Here is a 13494-nt window from a genome sequence, read left to right as displayed (position 1 = left end):
CCGTCGCACAGGGTCTCCGACCTCAGCCGACGCCGAGGTAGGCCTCCTTGATGCTGGTGTCGGCCAGCAATTCCTTACCGGTGCCGGACTTCGTGATCCGCCCGGTCTCCAGCACGTACGCGCGGTGCGCCCGCGAAAGGGCTTGCTGCGCGTTCTGCTCCACCAGCAGCACCGTGGTGCCCTGGCGGTTGATCTCTGTGATGATCCGGAAGATCTGCTGGATGAACTGCGGCGCGAGCCCCATCGACGGCTCGTCGAGCAGCAGCAGCCGCGGCTTCGCCATCAGGGCACGCCCGATGGCCAGCATCTGCTGCTCGCCGCCGGACATCGTGCCGCCCATCTGGGTCTTGCGTTCCGCGAGCCGCGGGAACAGCTCGAAGACGCGGTCGAAGTCCGGCTGCAGGTTTTTCCGGTCCTTGCGCGCATACGCGCCCATGTCGAGGTTCTCGAGCACCGTCATGCCGGGGAAGATGCCCCGGCCTTCGGGTGACTGCGAGATCCCGCGGACCACGCGCAGGTCACCGCGCAGCCGCGAGATGTCCTCGCCGTCGAAGCGGATCGTGCCGGCCGAGATCGGCCGGATCCCGGAGATGGCCCGCATCGTGGTGGACTTGCCCGCGCCGTTGGCCCCGATCAGCGTGACGATCTCGCCCTCGTCGACCGTGATGGACAGGTCCGACACGGCCTGGATCCGGCCGTAGTGGACGGAGACCTCGGACAGCTCAAGCAACGTCATCGTCGGGCACCCCCAGGTAGGCGGCGATCACGGCGGGGTTCGCCCGGATCTCGGCAGGCACCCCTTCGGCGATCTTCTTGCCGAACTCCAGCACCACGATCCGGTCGGTCACGCCCATGACCAGCTTCATGTCGTGTTCGATCAGCAGGACGGTGAAGCCGTCATCGCGGATCGTCCGGATCAGCCCCATGAGCTCTTCCTTCTCCGCCGGGTTGAACCCGGCGGCCGGCTCGTCGAGGCACAGCAGCTTCGGCTCGGTCGCGAGCGCCCGCGCGATCTCCAGGCGCCGCTGGTAACCGTAGGGCAGGTTCTTCGCGCGGTCGGCCGCCCGGTCGGCGATGCCGACGAACTCCAGCAGCGCCATGCCCTTCTCGATCGCCTGCTTCTCCTCGCGGTGGTGGCGAGGCGTGCGCAGCAGGGCGCCGACGAGGCTGGTCTTGTGGCGGGCGTCGGTGCCGACCACCACGTTCTCCAGCGCCGTCATCTCGGAGAAGAGCCGAATGTTCTGAAACGTGCGCGCGATGCCGAGCTGCGTGATGGCGTGGCGCGAGGCCTTGCCGAGCGGCTTGTCCTCCAGCAGCACCTGGCCCGAGGTCGGGCGGTACACGCCGGTCATCGCGTTGAAGCACGTGGTCTTGCCCGCGCCGTTGGGCCCGATCAGGCCCAGGATCTCGCCGCGGCGGATGTCGAACGACACGCCGTCGAGCGCCACGAGACCGCCGAAGCGCACGGTGACGTCGTCGACCTTCAGCAGCGTCTGCCCGACCGCGACGTCGATCTCACGGTCCGGTGCGACGACCTCGGCGACCGCCGCCTCGTGCTCGGCGAGCTGCTCCGCGCTCATCTGGGCGACCTCCGCCACGAGGCCGCCCTCGGCCGGGACCTCGGGGCCCATGCCGTTGCCAGGGGCCGTCATACCTTCTCTCCCGGGGTGTCGGAGGCCAATGAGCCGTCACTGCTGACCTGCTCGCCACGGCCGAGCAGCCGCTGATACGCCTGCCTGCCGTACGTGAGCAGCCGCTGCCGCGCACCGAGCAGGCCCTGCGGGCGAAAGATCATCAGGATGATCAGCGCCAGGCCGAAGATCAGGTACTTGTACTCGGCGATCGCCTGGAACCGCAGCGGGATGTACGCCACCACGATCGCGCCCAGCAGCACCCCGACCTTGTTGCCCGCGCCACCGAGGATCACCGCGGCGAGGAACAGCATGGAGGTGACCACGTCGAACTTCTGGTTGTTCACGAAGCCCAGCTGGCCGGCGTAGAGCGCGCCGGACAGGCCGCCGACCGCCGCGCCGGACACGAACGCCCAGATTTTGAACTTGTACGTCGGCAGGCCCATGATCTCGGCGGCGTCCTCGTCGTCGCGGATCGCGACCCAGGCCCGGCCGACGCGGCTGCGCTCCAGGTTCCCGACGAGGAACAGCACCAGGATGATGAGCGTGACGCACAGCCAGTACCACGGCGTGCCGTCGGAGTTGTTGAACAGCGCGCTTCCGTCGGCGTTGGTGCCCGGCGGGTGCCCCACCGACTGGAACCCACGGTTTCCGCGCAGCGGGTCGACGTTGTCCGCCAGCAGGCGCACGATCTCACCGAACCCGAGCGTGACGATGGCGAGGTAGTCCCCGCGTAGTCGCAGCGTCGGTGTCCCGAGGATCACGCCGAAGATCATCGTGACCACCATGGCAATCGGGAGCACGACGAGGAACGGCAGCTTGTGCAGCGTCGAGTCGGGACTCGTGAACAGCGCCATCACGTACGCGCCGACCGCGAAGAAGCCCACGTAGCCGAGATCCAGCAGACCGGCCTGGCCGACCACGATGTTGAGCCCGATGGCGACCAGCGCGTAGCGGGACACCTCGAACATCGCGATGGGGAAGTCGTAACCCGGCTGCGTGGTGATGATCGGCGGGTTGAGCACGGGCAGCAGGTAGATCACGGCCACGAGGGGCACGAGCACGAGCCACTGCTGAACGCGCGGAAGGTTGTTCCACCAGTCCGAAATCGGCCGCTTGCGCTTCGCCGGCGCGGCCGCGGTGGGCGGCGTCGAAGTCACCGTCATACCCGTGCCTTTCCGAGCGATTCGCCGAGGATGCCGGTCGGGCGGACCATCAGGATCAGCACGAGGAGCACGAACGCGACGACGTCGCGCCACTCCCCGCCGAACAGCGTCTGGCCGTAGTTCTCGACGACACCCAGCAGCAGGCCGCCGAGCAGTGCGCCGCGCAGGTTGCCGATACCACCCAGCACCGCGGCGGTGAACGCCTTGATGCCGAGGATGAACCCGCCCTGGTACGAAGCACCCTGCGGGATCTTCATCATGTAGAACAGGGCCGCTGCACCGGCGAGCAGGCCGCCGATGAGGAACGTGAGCGTGATGACGCGTTCCTTGTTCACGCCCATGAGCGTGGCGGTGTCCGGGTCCTGCGCCACCGCGCGGATGCCGCGGCCGAACTTGGTGCGGTTCACGAACATGTTGGCGGCGAGCATCAGCACGACCGACGCGACGATCGTGATGATCGTGACGTTGGTGACGTCGGCGCCGAAGATCTGGAACACCGGCTCGTTGCGCAACAGGCGGATGCCCTGCTCGGCGTTGCCGCCGCGCCAGATGAAGAGGATCTGCTGCAGCACGAAGGAAGCGCCGATCGCGGTGATCAGGAAGACCAGCTTCGGCGCTCCGCGTTTCCTCAGTGGACGGTAGGCCACGCGTTCGAGGAGCACCGCGGTGCCTCCCGAGACGGCCATCGCCGCCAGCAAGGCCAGCAGCAGGAACCCGATCAGCTCGGCGACCGACAGCTCAGGAGTGTCGCCGGGCCGGAAGCCGAGGCCGAACAAGGTGAACCACACCGCGTAGGCACCGTAGATGAACACCTCGGAGTGGGCGAAGTTGATCAGCTTCAGGACGCCGTAGACGAGGGTGTAGCCCAGCGCCACGAGCGCGTAGATGCTGCCGTAGGCAAGACCGTCGATCGTGTTGGCCCAGAACTGGTCAACAAAGCCTTTCACGTCGAAGGTGATCCAGCTGTCGCCCTGCGCGAGGACGAGCGAGCTCAGGTCATGGGTCATCGACACACTAGTTCTCCATGTGGGTCCGGGGTGCGGGTCCGGCGGGATCGAGCCGCCGGACACGCACCCCGGTAACTGGAACGGAAGCCGGGATTACTTGATCTCGGTGTTGCGGACGATCTTCCCGTTCTCGACCTTGTAGGTCCACACGGTGGTCGCCGACAGCTCACCCTTGTCGTTCCACTTGAAGTGCTTCGTGAGGCCCTGGCCGTCGTAGGTCTTGACGAAGTCGAGCAGGGCCGGGCGCGTGGTCTTGCCCGAGTCGATGCCCTTCAGCAGGATCGTGGCGAGGTCGTAGGCCTCGGGCGAGTAGGTGCCCGGGTCCTTGCCGGTCGCGGCCTTGTAGGCGTCGGTGAACTTGGTGAACTGGTCCGCCGGCACGCACGGGCAGGTGAAGTACGCGTTCTTGGCGGCGTCGCCGGCGCCCTTCACGAACTCGTCGTCCTTCACGCCGTCCGGACCCACGAACTTCGCCGTGACACCGGCGTCGTTCAGCTGCTGCGCGAACGGAGCGGCTTCCTGGTAGTAGCCGGAGTAGAACACCGCGTCCGGGGCGGCGGCCTTGACCTTGTTGACCACGGCCGAGAAGTCGGTCTGCTTGCTCTTGACCTTGTCCTCGCACGCCAGGGCGCTGCCGAGGCCCTGCTTGGTCGTCGCGGCGAGACCGGTGCCGTACTCGGAGTCGTCCTCGATGACACAGACCTTCTTGGCGCCGAGCTCACCGGTCATGAACTTCGCGGCGGCCGGGCCCTGGCTGTTGTCGTTGCCGAGGCCGCGGAAGAAGGTCTTCCAGCCGTTGTCGGCCAGCGTGGGGGCGGTGGCCGACGGGGTGACCGTGACCAGGCCGGCGGTGTTGAAGATGTTGCCCGCGGCCTTGGACTCACCCGAGAACGGGAGGCCGACGACGCCGATGATCGCCGGGGTGTTCACGATCTGGGTCACGATGCCGGGCGCCTTGTCGGGCGTGCCCTCCGTGTCGTACTGCTCCAGCTTGACCTGGCAGCCCGGGTTCGCCTTGTTGTGCTGGTCGACGGCGAGCTTGGCACCGTTCAGGATGTTGATGCCGAGGGCCGCGTTGTTGCCGTTGATGGTGCCGGCGTAGGCGATGGAGGTCGGCGAACACTGCGCCTTGCCGTCGCCCGCGGGGTCGGCGGCGTCCGCGGCGGCCGAAGGCGCTGCCGCCTGCGGGGCTCCGCTGTCGTTTCCGCCAGAACCGCTGTCGGTACGCGCCGCGCACGCGCTCAGGGAGATGGCCCCCGCAGCCGCCAGCACGATGATCTTCGTGAGTCGTGCTCTCTGCACTCTTCCTCCAAATGCCAACCAACCGTTCGAAGCGAACGGCTCGTCCCTATGTGGGAACTGACTGGCCGCTGAAAGTAGCCGCCCCGTGAGGTGTTGCACAGAGTTACCCACTGTCTTGTATCCACATCGTGACGGTCGTCACCGGCAGTAATGGACGTTCTCCACCCGATTGTCGCAATCTGACAACCGGGTAGTGACACTGAGTACTCGGATGGCACCTCAATCGGACCACTTGACGTGCGGCCAGATCGATGTTGGCAGTCTAGAGACTCCGCTCAGCAGGTGAAGAAGCAACGGGCCATGAGCAGACTCGAAGGTAGCAAACTTGCCCTCTTGCACCGCGCAGAGCGACGGAAGACCACACCAAAACGGGCGCGACCCCCTGGTCACGCCCGTCTTGCCACTCGGATGGGTGAGGCCTAGCCGATGCTCTCCACCACGGCCTCGGCCACGGCCTTCATCGTCGTGCGGCGGTCCATCGCCGTGCGCTGTATCCACCGGAACGCGTCCGGCTCCGTGAGGCCCTGGCGGCTCATCAGCAGGCCCTTCGCGCGGTCGATGACCTTCCGGGTCTCGAGCCGGTCGGTGAGGCCCGCGACTTCCGCTTCCAGCGCCTGCAGCTCGGAGAAGCGGCTCACGGCCAGCTCGATGGCCGGCACGAGGTCACGCTTCGCGAACGGCTTGACCAGGTACGCCATCGTGCCCGCGTCGCGGGCCCGCTCGACGAGGTCGCGCTGGCTGAACGCGGTGAGGATGACGACCGGCGCGATGCGGTCGCTCGTGATCTTGGCAGCCGCCTCGATGCCGTCGAGTTTCGGCATCTTGACGTCGAGGATGACGAGGTCGGGCTTGAGGTCGGTGGCCAGGTTGATGGCTTCTTCACCATCGCCGGCCTCGCCGACCACCTCGTAGCCCTCCTCACGCAGCATCTCGACCAGGTCGAGCCTGATGAGCGCCTCGTCCTCGGCGACGAGCACACGACGCTGCGGCACGGTGGCGGCACCGTTGGCCTCGGTAGCCTGTTCGGTCACCGGGGTCCTCCTGAAGGCTCGGCGGGACGGTTGACTCGCGGTGACCCGCGAAAGGTCAGCCTACCGGGAACGATCCAGTTCCCAAGATGGCGTTCACCACGAAGTGGCGGGCGCGACACCCCGCCCCCGCCACACGCGCGTCACCGGTGATCGCGTAAAGTCCCTCGCGCTCGCCCCCGTAGCCCAACTGGCAGAGGCAACGGATTCAAAACCCGTCCAGTGAGAGTTCGAATCTCTCCGGGGGCACCACGGCCCACCAGCACAAATCGGCCCCTGACTAGGCGCAATCTGGTCCGGGGCCGATCTTGTGTCAACCGGTGGCGCGCGACGGGAACCGGCAAAGTACGGCTACGCGCGGTCTATTCGCGGTCTACATCCTCCTCGGCCGGCAGGCCCAGGAAGCGCGGTCCGCGCCCGGGCCCCTGCTGGAAGGCGCTGACAGGCGCTCTCGGGGTACCTCACCGTCCCCGCACTCGTCAGTATCGCCGCGCTCGCCTGCTGGCACCTCGACGGCGACACGGCCATTCTGGTCATCACCATCGGCTCGGCCGTGCTCGCCACCGCCACCATCGCCGCCACCATCGCCATCGCCGTCGCCGTCGCCGTCGCCGTCGGCAGCGCGAAGACGAACGACCTCGATGTGCAACCGATACGTCGTACGTTCACCCTTCCTCGCATGGGGAATGTCGGGTGGCAGGACTGGCGGGCCCCGGGCCGATAATGGCCAGGTGACCGGACATGTCGAACTGCGTGAGATCACCGACGACAACCGCGACGCGGTATGCGCCGTGCGTGTCCGGCCGGACCAGAAGAAGTTCGTCGCATCGGTGAAGAAATCGCTGAAGGAAGCGCGCAAGAAACCACAGTTGTCGCCCTGGTATCGCGCTGTGTACGCGGACGACGTGCCTGTCGGTTTCGTCATGCTGAACTGGGCGGTGCCGCCAGGTACGCGCGGCGTGCTCGGCTCATACGTCCTGTGGCGGCTGCTCGTCGGAGCGCAGTTCCAACGCCGCGGCTACGGGCGCGCCGCGCTGGCCCAGGTCATCAAACTGGTCAGGGCGGACGGCGGCACCGAACTGTTCACCAGTTACCAACCGGGAAAGGGCGAACCGTGGCCGTTCTACCGGGGCTTCGGCTTCCAGCCGACCGGCGAGATCGACGACGGCGAGATCGTCCTGCGGTGCGCGCTGACCTAATCCGCCAACCGCGACGACCGGAGGGGCGGTCCGTAGTCCCGTCGCCGCTGGTGGAAGACGGCCTCACGATCCGCCAGCACAGGCAACGAAGTGGGCGGCGCGGTTCGACCCGTACGAACTGTGAACCAGCCGCCGACGGGACGCCGCGCGTGCGGGGGTAGCCCGTGCGTGACGACGAACGGTGCTTCACGCTTCGGGCACCGGCGCGCGATCATGCCTGTATGGCGAGTACATCCGACGACGGGCGATATCCATCGATCGAGCCGCACGAGTCAGGCATGCTGGAGGTCGGCGGCGGCCATTCGCTGTATTGGGAGGTGTCGGGCAGCCCCGACGGCAAGCCGGCCGTCGCGCTGCACGGTGGTCCCGGCTCGGGGAGCTCTCCGGGAACGCGGAGCCTGTTCGACCCGAACCGCTACCGCGTGGTCCTGTTCGACCAGCGCAACTCCGGGCGCAGCACCCCTTCGGCGACCGACCCGGTCGTCGACCTGTCGGCGAACACCACCCAGCACCTCATCGCCGACATCGAGGCGCTACGAGTCCACCTGGGAATCGAGCGCTGGCTGGTGTGGGGTGGCTCGTGGGGCGTCACCCTCGCCCTCGCCTACGCGCAGGCCCAGCCGGAGCGGGTGACCGAAATGGTGCTTAAAGCCGTGACCAACGGCGCTCGGCGCGACTGGATCACTCGTGACGTGGGCCGCGTTTTCCCGCGCGAGTGGGAACGGTTCCGCGACGGCGTGCCGGCCGCCGAACGCGACGGCGACCTGTCCGCCGCCTACAGCCGACTGCTCCACGATCCCGACCCCGAGCTCCGCGCCAAGGCCGCACACGGGTGGTGCGAGTGGGAGGACGCGCACATGTCGCTGGCCCCCGACGCCGCACCGTCCTTGTCCGTCGCCCACCCGGCATTTCAGCTGGCCTTCGCCCGCATCGTGACCCACTACTGGTCCCACGGCTGCTTTCTCGACGAAGGGCAGCTCCTACGCGACATCGAACGGCTCCACGGCATTCCGGCCGTCCTGATCCACGGGCGTTACGACGTCAGCAGCCCGCTCGACACAGCCTGGGCACTGCACCGGGCCTGGCCCGAAAGCGAACTCGTCGTTCTCGACGACACCGGTCACCGCGGCGGCAGCATGACCGCTGCGATTATCGCCGCCACCGACCGCTTCGCCCGAGCGGCCGCGGACCAGATCCACTGACCGCTGACACCCGAAACCCGTCCGGTGAGATTGCGAATCTCACCGGGGTACCAGGCGTCACCAACAGAAGACGGCCCCTGACCAGGCGGTACCCGGTCAGGGGCCAGATCTTGTGTCGTCCAGTAGCGCGGACCGATCGGCAAAGTGCGACTGTGCGCGGTGTATTCAAGGTCCACGTTTATCACGGCGGAAACGAATGGTGCCCTACTCGTCCTCGGCCAGACCGAGCATTGTGGCGATCTTCGCCAGCGAAACCTCTTCCAACCCTGACAGCACCTTGGCGTACACCTCGTGCAGTACAGCAACTGAGTGCCCGGCCCAGGCAGCCACCTGCGCGGACTGTACGCCGGCCGCCAGCCATGTCGACACACACGCGTGCCGCAGGTCGTACGGCCGACGCGCCAGCGGCGATCGGTACTCCTCCTCGGATAGCGCCGCCTTGCGGGCCTTGTCCCAGACCCGAGCCAGCGTCGACTCCGCGATGTCACCGCCGCCGAGGCCCCGGAACAGGCGACCGTCCTCCGCGACGCCGTACTGCTCGACGTGGCGGTGCAACATCGCAGTCAGCGGCGGTGGACACGGCACTGGTCGCACCTCACCCTTCGCGCGCTGCTTGAGCTGACGGCGGTCGCGGCGCTCGCCGTTGTCCGTCCACGCCGCACCCGCGATCGGCGCAGTCTCGGATAGCAGCAGCTCGCCCCGGCCCTTCCGCGGCAGTTTGAGGTCGACGTCTCGCAGCATGGCCGCCTCCTCTGGGCGGAGCGCCGAGTAGTACATCGTCCCGAAGCACGCAACCAGTCGCGGCCCCGACGATTGCCGCGCCACGATCACCGGCTCGGAGGACCCAGCCGGCACCCGCATCACCGTCTGCTCGGCAACCGCCGCCAGCAGCTGCGGCCCTTGCCGCGTGTTGACGACCACGCGCGTATCGATCGCCCGCACTCGTTTGGGTGCGGTCCACTTCACCTCGGGCAACCGGTTCTTCAGGAGCAGCCTCTTCTCCACAGCGAACTCCAGTGCGTTGAACAGGACAGCGCGCTTCCGGTAGACGGTTTTCGCCGCTGCGGCCTTGCCGTCCATCTTCAGCGCGAGCTGATCGAGCACTCTCCGAAGCATCGTGAGGTCGTCGAGCCGTGACACCTTGACGGTGTTCGAACCCAGCCACATGAGCGCGGCCTCAATGTCGGCAGGGTTGCTCGTATCCCGTCTGTGGGAGTTGTAGGCCCAGCCGGTCATCGCCCGGCGCAGCACCTTGTCCTCCGGCTTGCCGCGTGAGCTCGCGAGGAGGGCCAACGTCGCCGTCGCGAGCGCATCAGCATTGCCCGCACGGGACTTCGCGGCGGCGCGAGACCACTTCATGTCCACGTACTCTTGCGCGAACGTGAACCACGGCTGGTCGTTCTCAGCTCGTGCCATCGACACAGGAAGTCCATCGACAACCCGGAACGCCTCTCCGTTGCGCTGAGCCACAACCAGCTTGGAGCGGAAGCTCTCCGCCAGCGCTGAAGTCGCGTACGTCTTCGGGAACTCCTGGCCGGCGACAACCCAGCGCACGACATAGGACTTCTTTCCCGGCTTCCCGTCCTTGTGCGCGCGACCGGTTTTCACGCGCACGTCCCAGATACGGACATCGAACGTTGTTTCCATCACGCAGTCACCTCCGCGCGTGAGTGCAGCCAGCGATCCAGCTCGGATCGCCGGAACCGCAACTTCCCGTTGGGCAGTTTCAGGCATGGCGGTGCGCACTTCTTCGCACGCCAGTCGTTGAATGTTGATCGGTTGATTCGCAGCTCGGCGCACACTTCTTCAAGCGTCAGCATCACGCTGGACCGGTCATTCGTAGGCATAGAAAAGAGACCTTTCGAATCATTTTTTGGTCAGCAAAGTTCCCTGGACGTTTTCGGTTTCGTCCGCAGCAAATTCGGAGTCAGCGTGAAGCTCGGCTACTCTCGCTCAATTTCATCAGCGCCGAGCGTGGTTTATGACCACCTACAAGTGGGGGCCTCTTCGTCCATCCCGTCGACCTGGCGCCAGCCCGATCAGGTCTGTCAAGGGGGCACCTTCCTGCTGTGGTGAGCGTGCCTGCGGTCTGCCCCCTTGACAGGCCTGATAGCCCTTGTGGAGGTCGGCGGGATGGACGACAGGCACACACGAACGCAACCGTTCTGCTCTTCTCGACCATCCTGGAGACCTGCCCGTCCGGCGAGGACATATCTTTTTCTTTTCGCCTCTCCGGCCCGCAGGGCATCACCCTTTCGGTCCACATCTCCCCTGCTCGGTGGCAGTTCTTGTCGGTGCTGGGTGTCACCATCGGCGGTATGGAGTTGACGGGAAGCGATTTCGACAAGATCCCGCCGGGGAACGTGCGCGGGGTATCGAAGGTGGAGTTCGCGCGGTAGCCGGAGGTGTTCGCGCGGTCGCTGGAGCCGGAGGAGGCCCAGCGGCTGGTCAAGATCACGAGGTCCGCCCGGGATCGGGTGCGGCTGCGACGATCCGGGATTGTGCTGGCCTCGTCGCAAGGCCGGTCCGCGAAGGAGATCGCGGCGATGTTCGCCGCGACCGAAGGCTATGTGCGGGAGGTGATCCACGCGTTCAACGAGTCCGGGTTCGCGGCGTTGTCCCCAAACGCCAGCGCCGCGACACCCTCGAACTCGCCGGCTGGCTCGCCCTCCTCGTCGGCTGTCTTGAGTACGACCTCGGCGACCGTCGAGCCGCTGAGGCGACTCGACAGGCCGCACTGAGCCTAGGCAAGGAGGTGGGCAGCGCCGGCATCATGGGCTGGGCGCACGAGATGACGGCGTGGTTCGCCCTCACTGCCGGCGACTATCGCGGCGTGCTGGCGGCTGGGCAAGCTGGCGAGCTAGTGCCTCATCAGGCCGCCGAATCCCGACGCCGCGATGCCGCAATGCGCCGCGCCGAGGCCGAGACCGCCGCGGACGAGCCGAAAAGGACCCAGCTACTCCAGGAAGCGGCCGAGGCTGACGCGCTCGCGACCGTGCTCGACCGGCGTGCGGCCGAACTGGAGACTGCGGACGAGACGCGGGCGATGCGGTACGCCCACACCGCGGAGACTCGCGCTGCCGCCGACCGGGCACAGTCGGAGCTGAACTCTCGCAACGTCGCCGCCGACGAAGTACCGCGGGTCACGACGGTTGAATGGCTCGCCGCCCACAACGAGCACATGGCCATCGAGGACGCCCACCGAGAAGCCACCGACGAGCACGACCTCGCCGACGTCGCCGAGCAGCGCGCCGCCGACCTGGCTGAAGTGGAGGCGAGCGGCCCGGAGGCGACCGCCAGCGCGGCCGAGGAGCACTCGACGGAGACCGACGCACCGGACCTGCGGGACGTCGCGGCAAGCGAAGACAAGGCGACGCACTCGGAGGAGGTGCGGGTGCCGCCAGCGGCCGAGGCCGCCGACACGATCGACCGTGCACAGCGAGCCCTGCGCGAGGTTCAGGCGCGCGAAGCCGCTGACGCTCAGCGCGCTGCCGAGGAAGCACAGGCCGCGGAGATGTACCGCCGCCACACCGTGGACACCGCCGAGGCAGCGGCGGTCGACGCCGATGCGGCGGTGGCGTCGTGACCGGTCAGCTCGCGATGCTTGGCCATGGTGGGGCGGGGACCTTGATCGGAGGGTTCCCGTTGCCCCACCACGCCCACTCGAACGTCCAGTACACCTGCTCCAGCCAGCCCGGGCGCATCGTCAGCCAGTACGGCACCGGCCGACGACCGAGCAGCTTCGCCGCCGCCAGCGACTCCTCCAGGATCGTTTCCTCGATCGCCGACCCGAACCGCTGCGTCACCGGGGCGTCCGCCATGTGCCACTTACCGTTGGCCGGCCGCACCGTCGCCGTAGCCAACCACCGGCACGTCTGCACCACACCGAAGCGCGCCCACGACAGCGGCTCACGCTCGTACAGCTGCTCCGCGGCGAGCCACAAGGCCAAGAAGAACCGCATCCTCGACCTCTACGATCACCCACCCGCCGACGGGCGAGTGATCTGTGTCGATGAGTTCGGGCCGCTGAACCTGCAACCCCGCCCCGGCCGCGGCTGGTTTCCCCGCAGCCGCCCGGCCCGGCTGCGCGCGACCTACACCCGCACCAAGGGTGTCCGGCAGATGTTCGCTGCGCTCGACCTGGCCTCCGGGCAGATGTTCTACCGGTTCCGCGACCGCAAACGCTGGCAGCAGTTCCTCGACTTCTGCAAGCAACTGCGCCGCCGCTTCCCGACCGGGAAGCTCTACCTGGTCAGCGACAACTACGGACCACACGGCAAGGCCGAGGTCCGGGACTGGTGCGCGGCCAACGACATCGAACTGATCTACACACCCACCAACGCGTCCTGGCTGAACTGGATCGAGTGCGAGTTCACCGCGGTCCGCTACTTCACCCTCGACGGCAGCGACTACCCCAGCCACGCCGCCCAAGAAGCCGCCATCGCGGGCTACCTCCGCTGGCGCAACCGCCACAGCCACCCCAAACGCCACTTCGCCATCAACTCCAAAATCCGCCGCCCCGATTACCTACCCAACGTTGCTTGATACGGCACTAGTCTCCGGGACACACAGCGTCTCGGTCCCGCTGATCGCGCAGCAGGCGAAGGCGTACGCCCGAATGGGTATGCCCGCCGAGATGAACTCAACGCTTGAGCGCGGGCGCGTCGCCCTTGACAAGCTCGAATACCCGGCGAACATCGACAACCACTTCGTCGTCGACCCGTCCAAGTACGATTTCTACGCGATGGACTGCTACCGCCACATCGGCGAGGACCGGCTCGCACGCGAACTGTCCGAGGAAGTCATCCGAGTCAGCTCCGGCTTTCAGGACCAGAACCGGTGGCCTATGCGCATCGCGGAAGCTTGATGCGCCCCGGGTTCTGTGCAGGCTCTGATCTCAGGGAGGATGCAGAGCATGCCGGCACCGAAGAAGTACAGCGACGAGCTGCGTGAGCGGGC

The 13494-nt window shown here is 67.0% G+C and carries 16 protein-coding genes and 1 tRNA gene; 8 read left to right on the top strand and 9 right to left on the bottom strand.

What is annotated here, in order from left to right; genetic code table 11:
* Positions 1-22: 22 nt before the first annotated feature.
* The 6 genes from AB0M56_RS38585 to AB0M56_RS38560 all read right to left on the bottom strand — a co-directional run bounded on the left by AB0M56_RS38585 (position 23) and on the right by AB0M56_RS38560 (position 6137).
* On the bottom strand, positions 23-736 hold the full coding sequence (locus AB0M56_RS38585; RefSeq protein ID WP_364185582.1) for an ABC transporter ATP-binding protein: 714 nt from the start codon (positions 734-736) through the stop codon (positions 23-25).
* Complete coding sequence (locus AB0M56_RS38580; RefSeq protein ID WP_364185580.1) at positions 723-1652, bottom strand: ABC transporter ATP-binding protein; 930 nt, start codon at positions 1650-1652, stop codon at positions 723-725. Before AB0M56_RS38580 ends, AB0M56_RS38585 begins: the two co-directional genes overlap by 14 nt.
* The gene (locus AB0M56_RS38575) at positions 1649-2797 is read right to left on the bottom strand and encodes a branched-chain amino acid ABC transporter permease (protein ID WP_364185578.1); all 1149 of its coding nucleotides are present in this window, start codon (positions 2795-2797) and stop codon (positions 1649-1651) included. Before AB0M56_RS38575 ends, AB0M56_RS38580 begins: the two co-directional genes overlap by 4 nt.
* Entirely contained in the window at positions 2794-3804 is a 1011-nt protein-coding gene (locus AB0M56_RS38570) for a branched-chain amino acid ABC transporter permease (protein WP_364185576.1), read from the bottom strand. Before AB0M56_RS38570 ends, AB0M56_RS38575 begins: the two co-directional genes overlap by 4 nt.
* Before the next feature lie 93 nt (positions 3805-3897).
* A complete protein-coding gene (locus AB0M56_RS38565; protein WP_364185765.1) occupies positions 3898-5076 on the bottom strand; it encodes a branched-chain amino acid ABC transporter substrate-binding protein in 1179 nt (392 codons plus the stop codon).
* A 449-nt stretch (positions 5077-5525) separates the two neighbouring features.
* Positions 5526-6137: a response regulator gene (locus AB0M56_RS38560; RefSeq protein WP_220242049.1), complete on the bottom strand. Its 612-nt coding sequence runs from the start codon at positions 6135-6137 to the stop codon at positions 5526-5528.
* A gap of 172 nt (positions 6138-6309) precedes the next feature.
* On the opposite strand from AB0M56_RS38560, the gene AB0M56_RS38555 reads away from it, so the two are divergent.
* The 4 genes from AB0M56_RS38555 to pip all read left to right on the top strand — a co-directional run bounded on the left by AB0M56_RS38555 (position 6310) and on the right by pip (position 8535).
* Positions 6310-6386, top strand: a tRNA-Leu gene (locus tag AB0M56_RS38555).
* Between the two features lie 301 nt (positions 6387-6687).
* The gene (locus tag AB0M56_RS38550; protein ID WP_364185574.1) at positions 6688-6858 is read left to right on the top strand and encodes a hypothetical protein; all 171 of its coding nucleotides are present in this window, start codon (positions 6688-6690) and stop codon (positions 6856-6858) included.
* A gap of 7 nt (positions 6859-6865) precedes the next feature.
* Positions 6866-7333 (top strand): GNAT family N-acetyltransferase, encoded by a 468-nt coding sequence (locus AB0M56_RS38545; protein ID WP_364185573.1) that lies wholly within the window; start codon positions 6866-6868, stop codon positions 7331-7333.
* A gap of 221 nt (positions 7334-7554) precedes the next feature.
* A complete protein-coding gene (gene pip / locus AB0M56_RS38540) occupies positions 7555-8535 on the top strand; it encodes a prolyl aminopeptidase (RefSeq protein ID WP_364185571.1) in 981 nt (326 codons plus the stop codon).
* Between the two features lie 204 nt (positions 8536-8739).
* Here pip and AB0M56_RS38535 read toward each other — a convergent pair whose 3' ends face one another.
* Both AB0M56_RS38535 and AB0M56_RS38530 read right to left on the bottom strand, forming a co-directional pair.
* Positions 8740-10182 (bottom strand): integrase, encoded by a 1443-nt coding sequence (locus tag AB0M56_RS38535; protein WP_364185763.1) that lies wholly within the window; start codon positions 10180-10182, stop codon positions 8740-8742.
* On the bottom strand, positions 10182-10355 hold the full coding sequence (locus tag AB0M56_RS38530; protein WP_364185761.1) for a helix-turn-helix domain-containing protein: 174 nt from the start codon (positions 10353-10355) through the stop codon (positions 10182-10184). The genes AB0M56_RS38535 and AB0M56_RS38530 overlap by 1 nt, the downstream gene beginning before the upstream one ends.
* 585 nt (positions 10356-10940) lie before the next feature.
* Between AB0M56_RS38530 and AB0M56_RS38525 the strand changes: the two genes are divergently transcribed.
* Positions 10941-11276, top strand: coding sequence for a helix-turn-helix domain-containing protein (locus tag AB0M56_RS38525; protein ID WP_364185569.1), 336 nt, complete (start codon positions 10941-10943; stop codon positions 11274-11276).
* A 14-nt stretch (positions 11277-11290) separates the two neighbouring features.
* Positions 11291-12121: a hypothetical protein gene (locus AB0M56_RS38520; protein ID WP_364185567.1), complete on the top strand. Its 831-nt coding sequence runs from the start codon at positions 11291-11293 to the stop codon at positions 12119-12121.
* A 4-nt stretch (positions 12122-12125) separates the two neighbouring features.
* Here the strand turns inward: AB0M56_RS38520 and AB0M56_RS38515 are convergent, their stop codons facing one another.
* Positions 12126-12497, bottom strand: coding sequence for a hypothetical protein (locus tag AB0M56_RS38515; RefSeq protein WP_364185565.1), 372 nt, complete (start codon positions 12495-12497; stop codon positions 12126-12128).
* Positions 12498-12534: 37 nt separating this feature from the next.
* On the opposite strand from AB0M56_RS38515, the gene AB0M56_RS38510 reads away from it, so the two are divergent.
* Both AB0M56_RS38510 and AB0M56_RS38505 read left to right on the top strand, forming a co-directional pair.
* Complete coding sequence (locus AB0M56_RS38510; RefSeq protein WP_364185563.1) at positions 12535-13080, top strand: transposase; 546 nt, start codon at positions 12535-12537, stop codon at positions 13078-13080.
* A 91-nt stretch (positions 13081-13171) separates the two neighbouring features.
* A complete protein-coding gene (locus AB0M56_RS38505) occupies positions 13172-13402 on the top strand; it encodes a hypothetical protein (protein ID WP_364185561.1) in 231 nt (76 codons plus the stop codon).
* The last annotated feature ends 92 nt before the right edge of the window (positions 13403-13494 follow it).

This window comes from Amycolatopsis sp. NPDC051372, from assembly GCF_040682095.1.
Lineage (GTDB): Bacteria > Actinomycetota > Actinomycetes > Mycobacteriales > Pseudonocardiaceae > Amycolatopsis.
This window is presented reverse-complemented; position numbering and strand designations above follow the sequence as displayed.

What these genes read in the sequence shown, in the direction of transcription:
- AB0M56_RS38580 (WP_364185580.1), bottom strand. Translation starts at nt 1,652, where the DNA reads ATGACGGCCCCTGGCAACGGCATGGGCCCCGAGGTCCCGGCCGAGGGC.
- AB0M56_RS38575 (WP_364185578.1), bottom strand. Translation starts at nt 2,797, where the DNA reads ATGACGGTGACTTCGACGCCGCCCACCGCGGCCGCGCCGGCGAAGCGC.
- AB0M56_RS38535 (WP_364185763.1), bottom strand. Translation starts at nt 10,182, where the DNA reads ATGGAAACAACGTTCGATGTCCGTATCTGGGACGTGCGCGTGAAAACC.
- AB0M56_RS38530 (WP_364185761.1), bottom strand. Translation starts at nt 10,355, where the DNA reads ATGCTGACGCTTGAAGAAGTGTGCGCCGAGCTGCGAATCAACCGATCA.
- AB0M56_RS38505 (WP_364185561.1), top strand. Translation starts at nt 13,172, where the DNA reads ATGAACTCAACGCTTGAGCGCGGGCGCGTCGCCCTTGACAAGCTCGAA.
- AB0M56_RS38585 (WP_364185582.1), bottom strand. Translation starts at nt 736, where the DNA reads ATGACGTTGCTTGAGCTGTCCGAGGTCTCCGTCCACTACGGCCGGATC.
- AB0M56_RS38515 (WP_364185565.1), bottom strand. Translation starts at nt 12,497, where the DNA reads ATGCGGTTCTTCTTGGCCTTGTGGCTCGCCGCGGAGCAGCTGTACGAG.
- pip (WP_364185571.1), top strand. Translation starts at nt 7,555, where the DNA reads ATGGCGAGTACATCCGACGACGGGCGATATCCATCGATCGAGCCGCAC.
- AB0M56_RS38570 (WP_364185576.1), bottom strand. Translation starts at nt 3,804, where the DNA reads ATGACCCATGACCTGAGCTCGCTCGTCCTCGCGCAGGGCGACAGCTGG.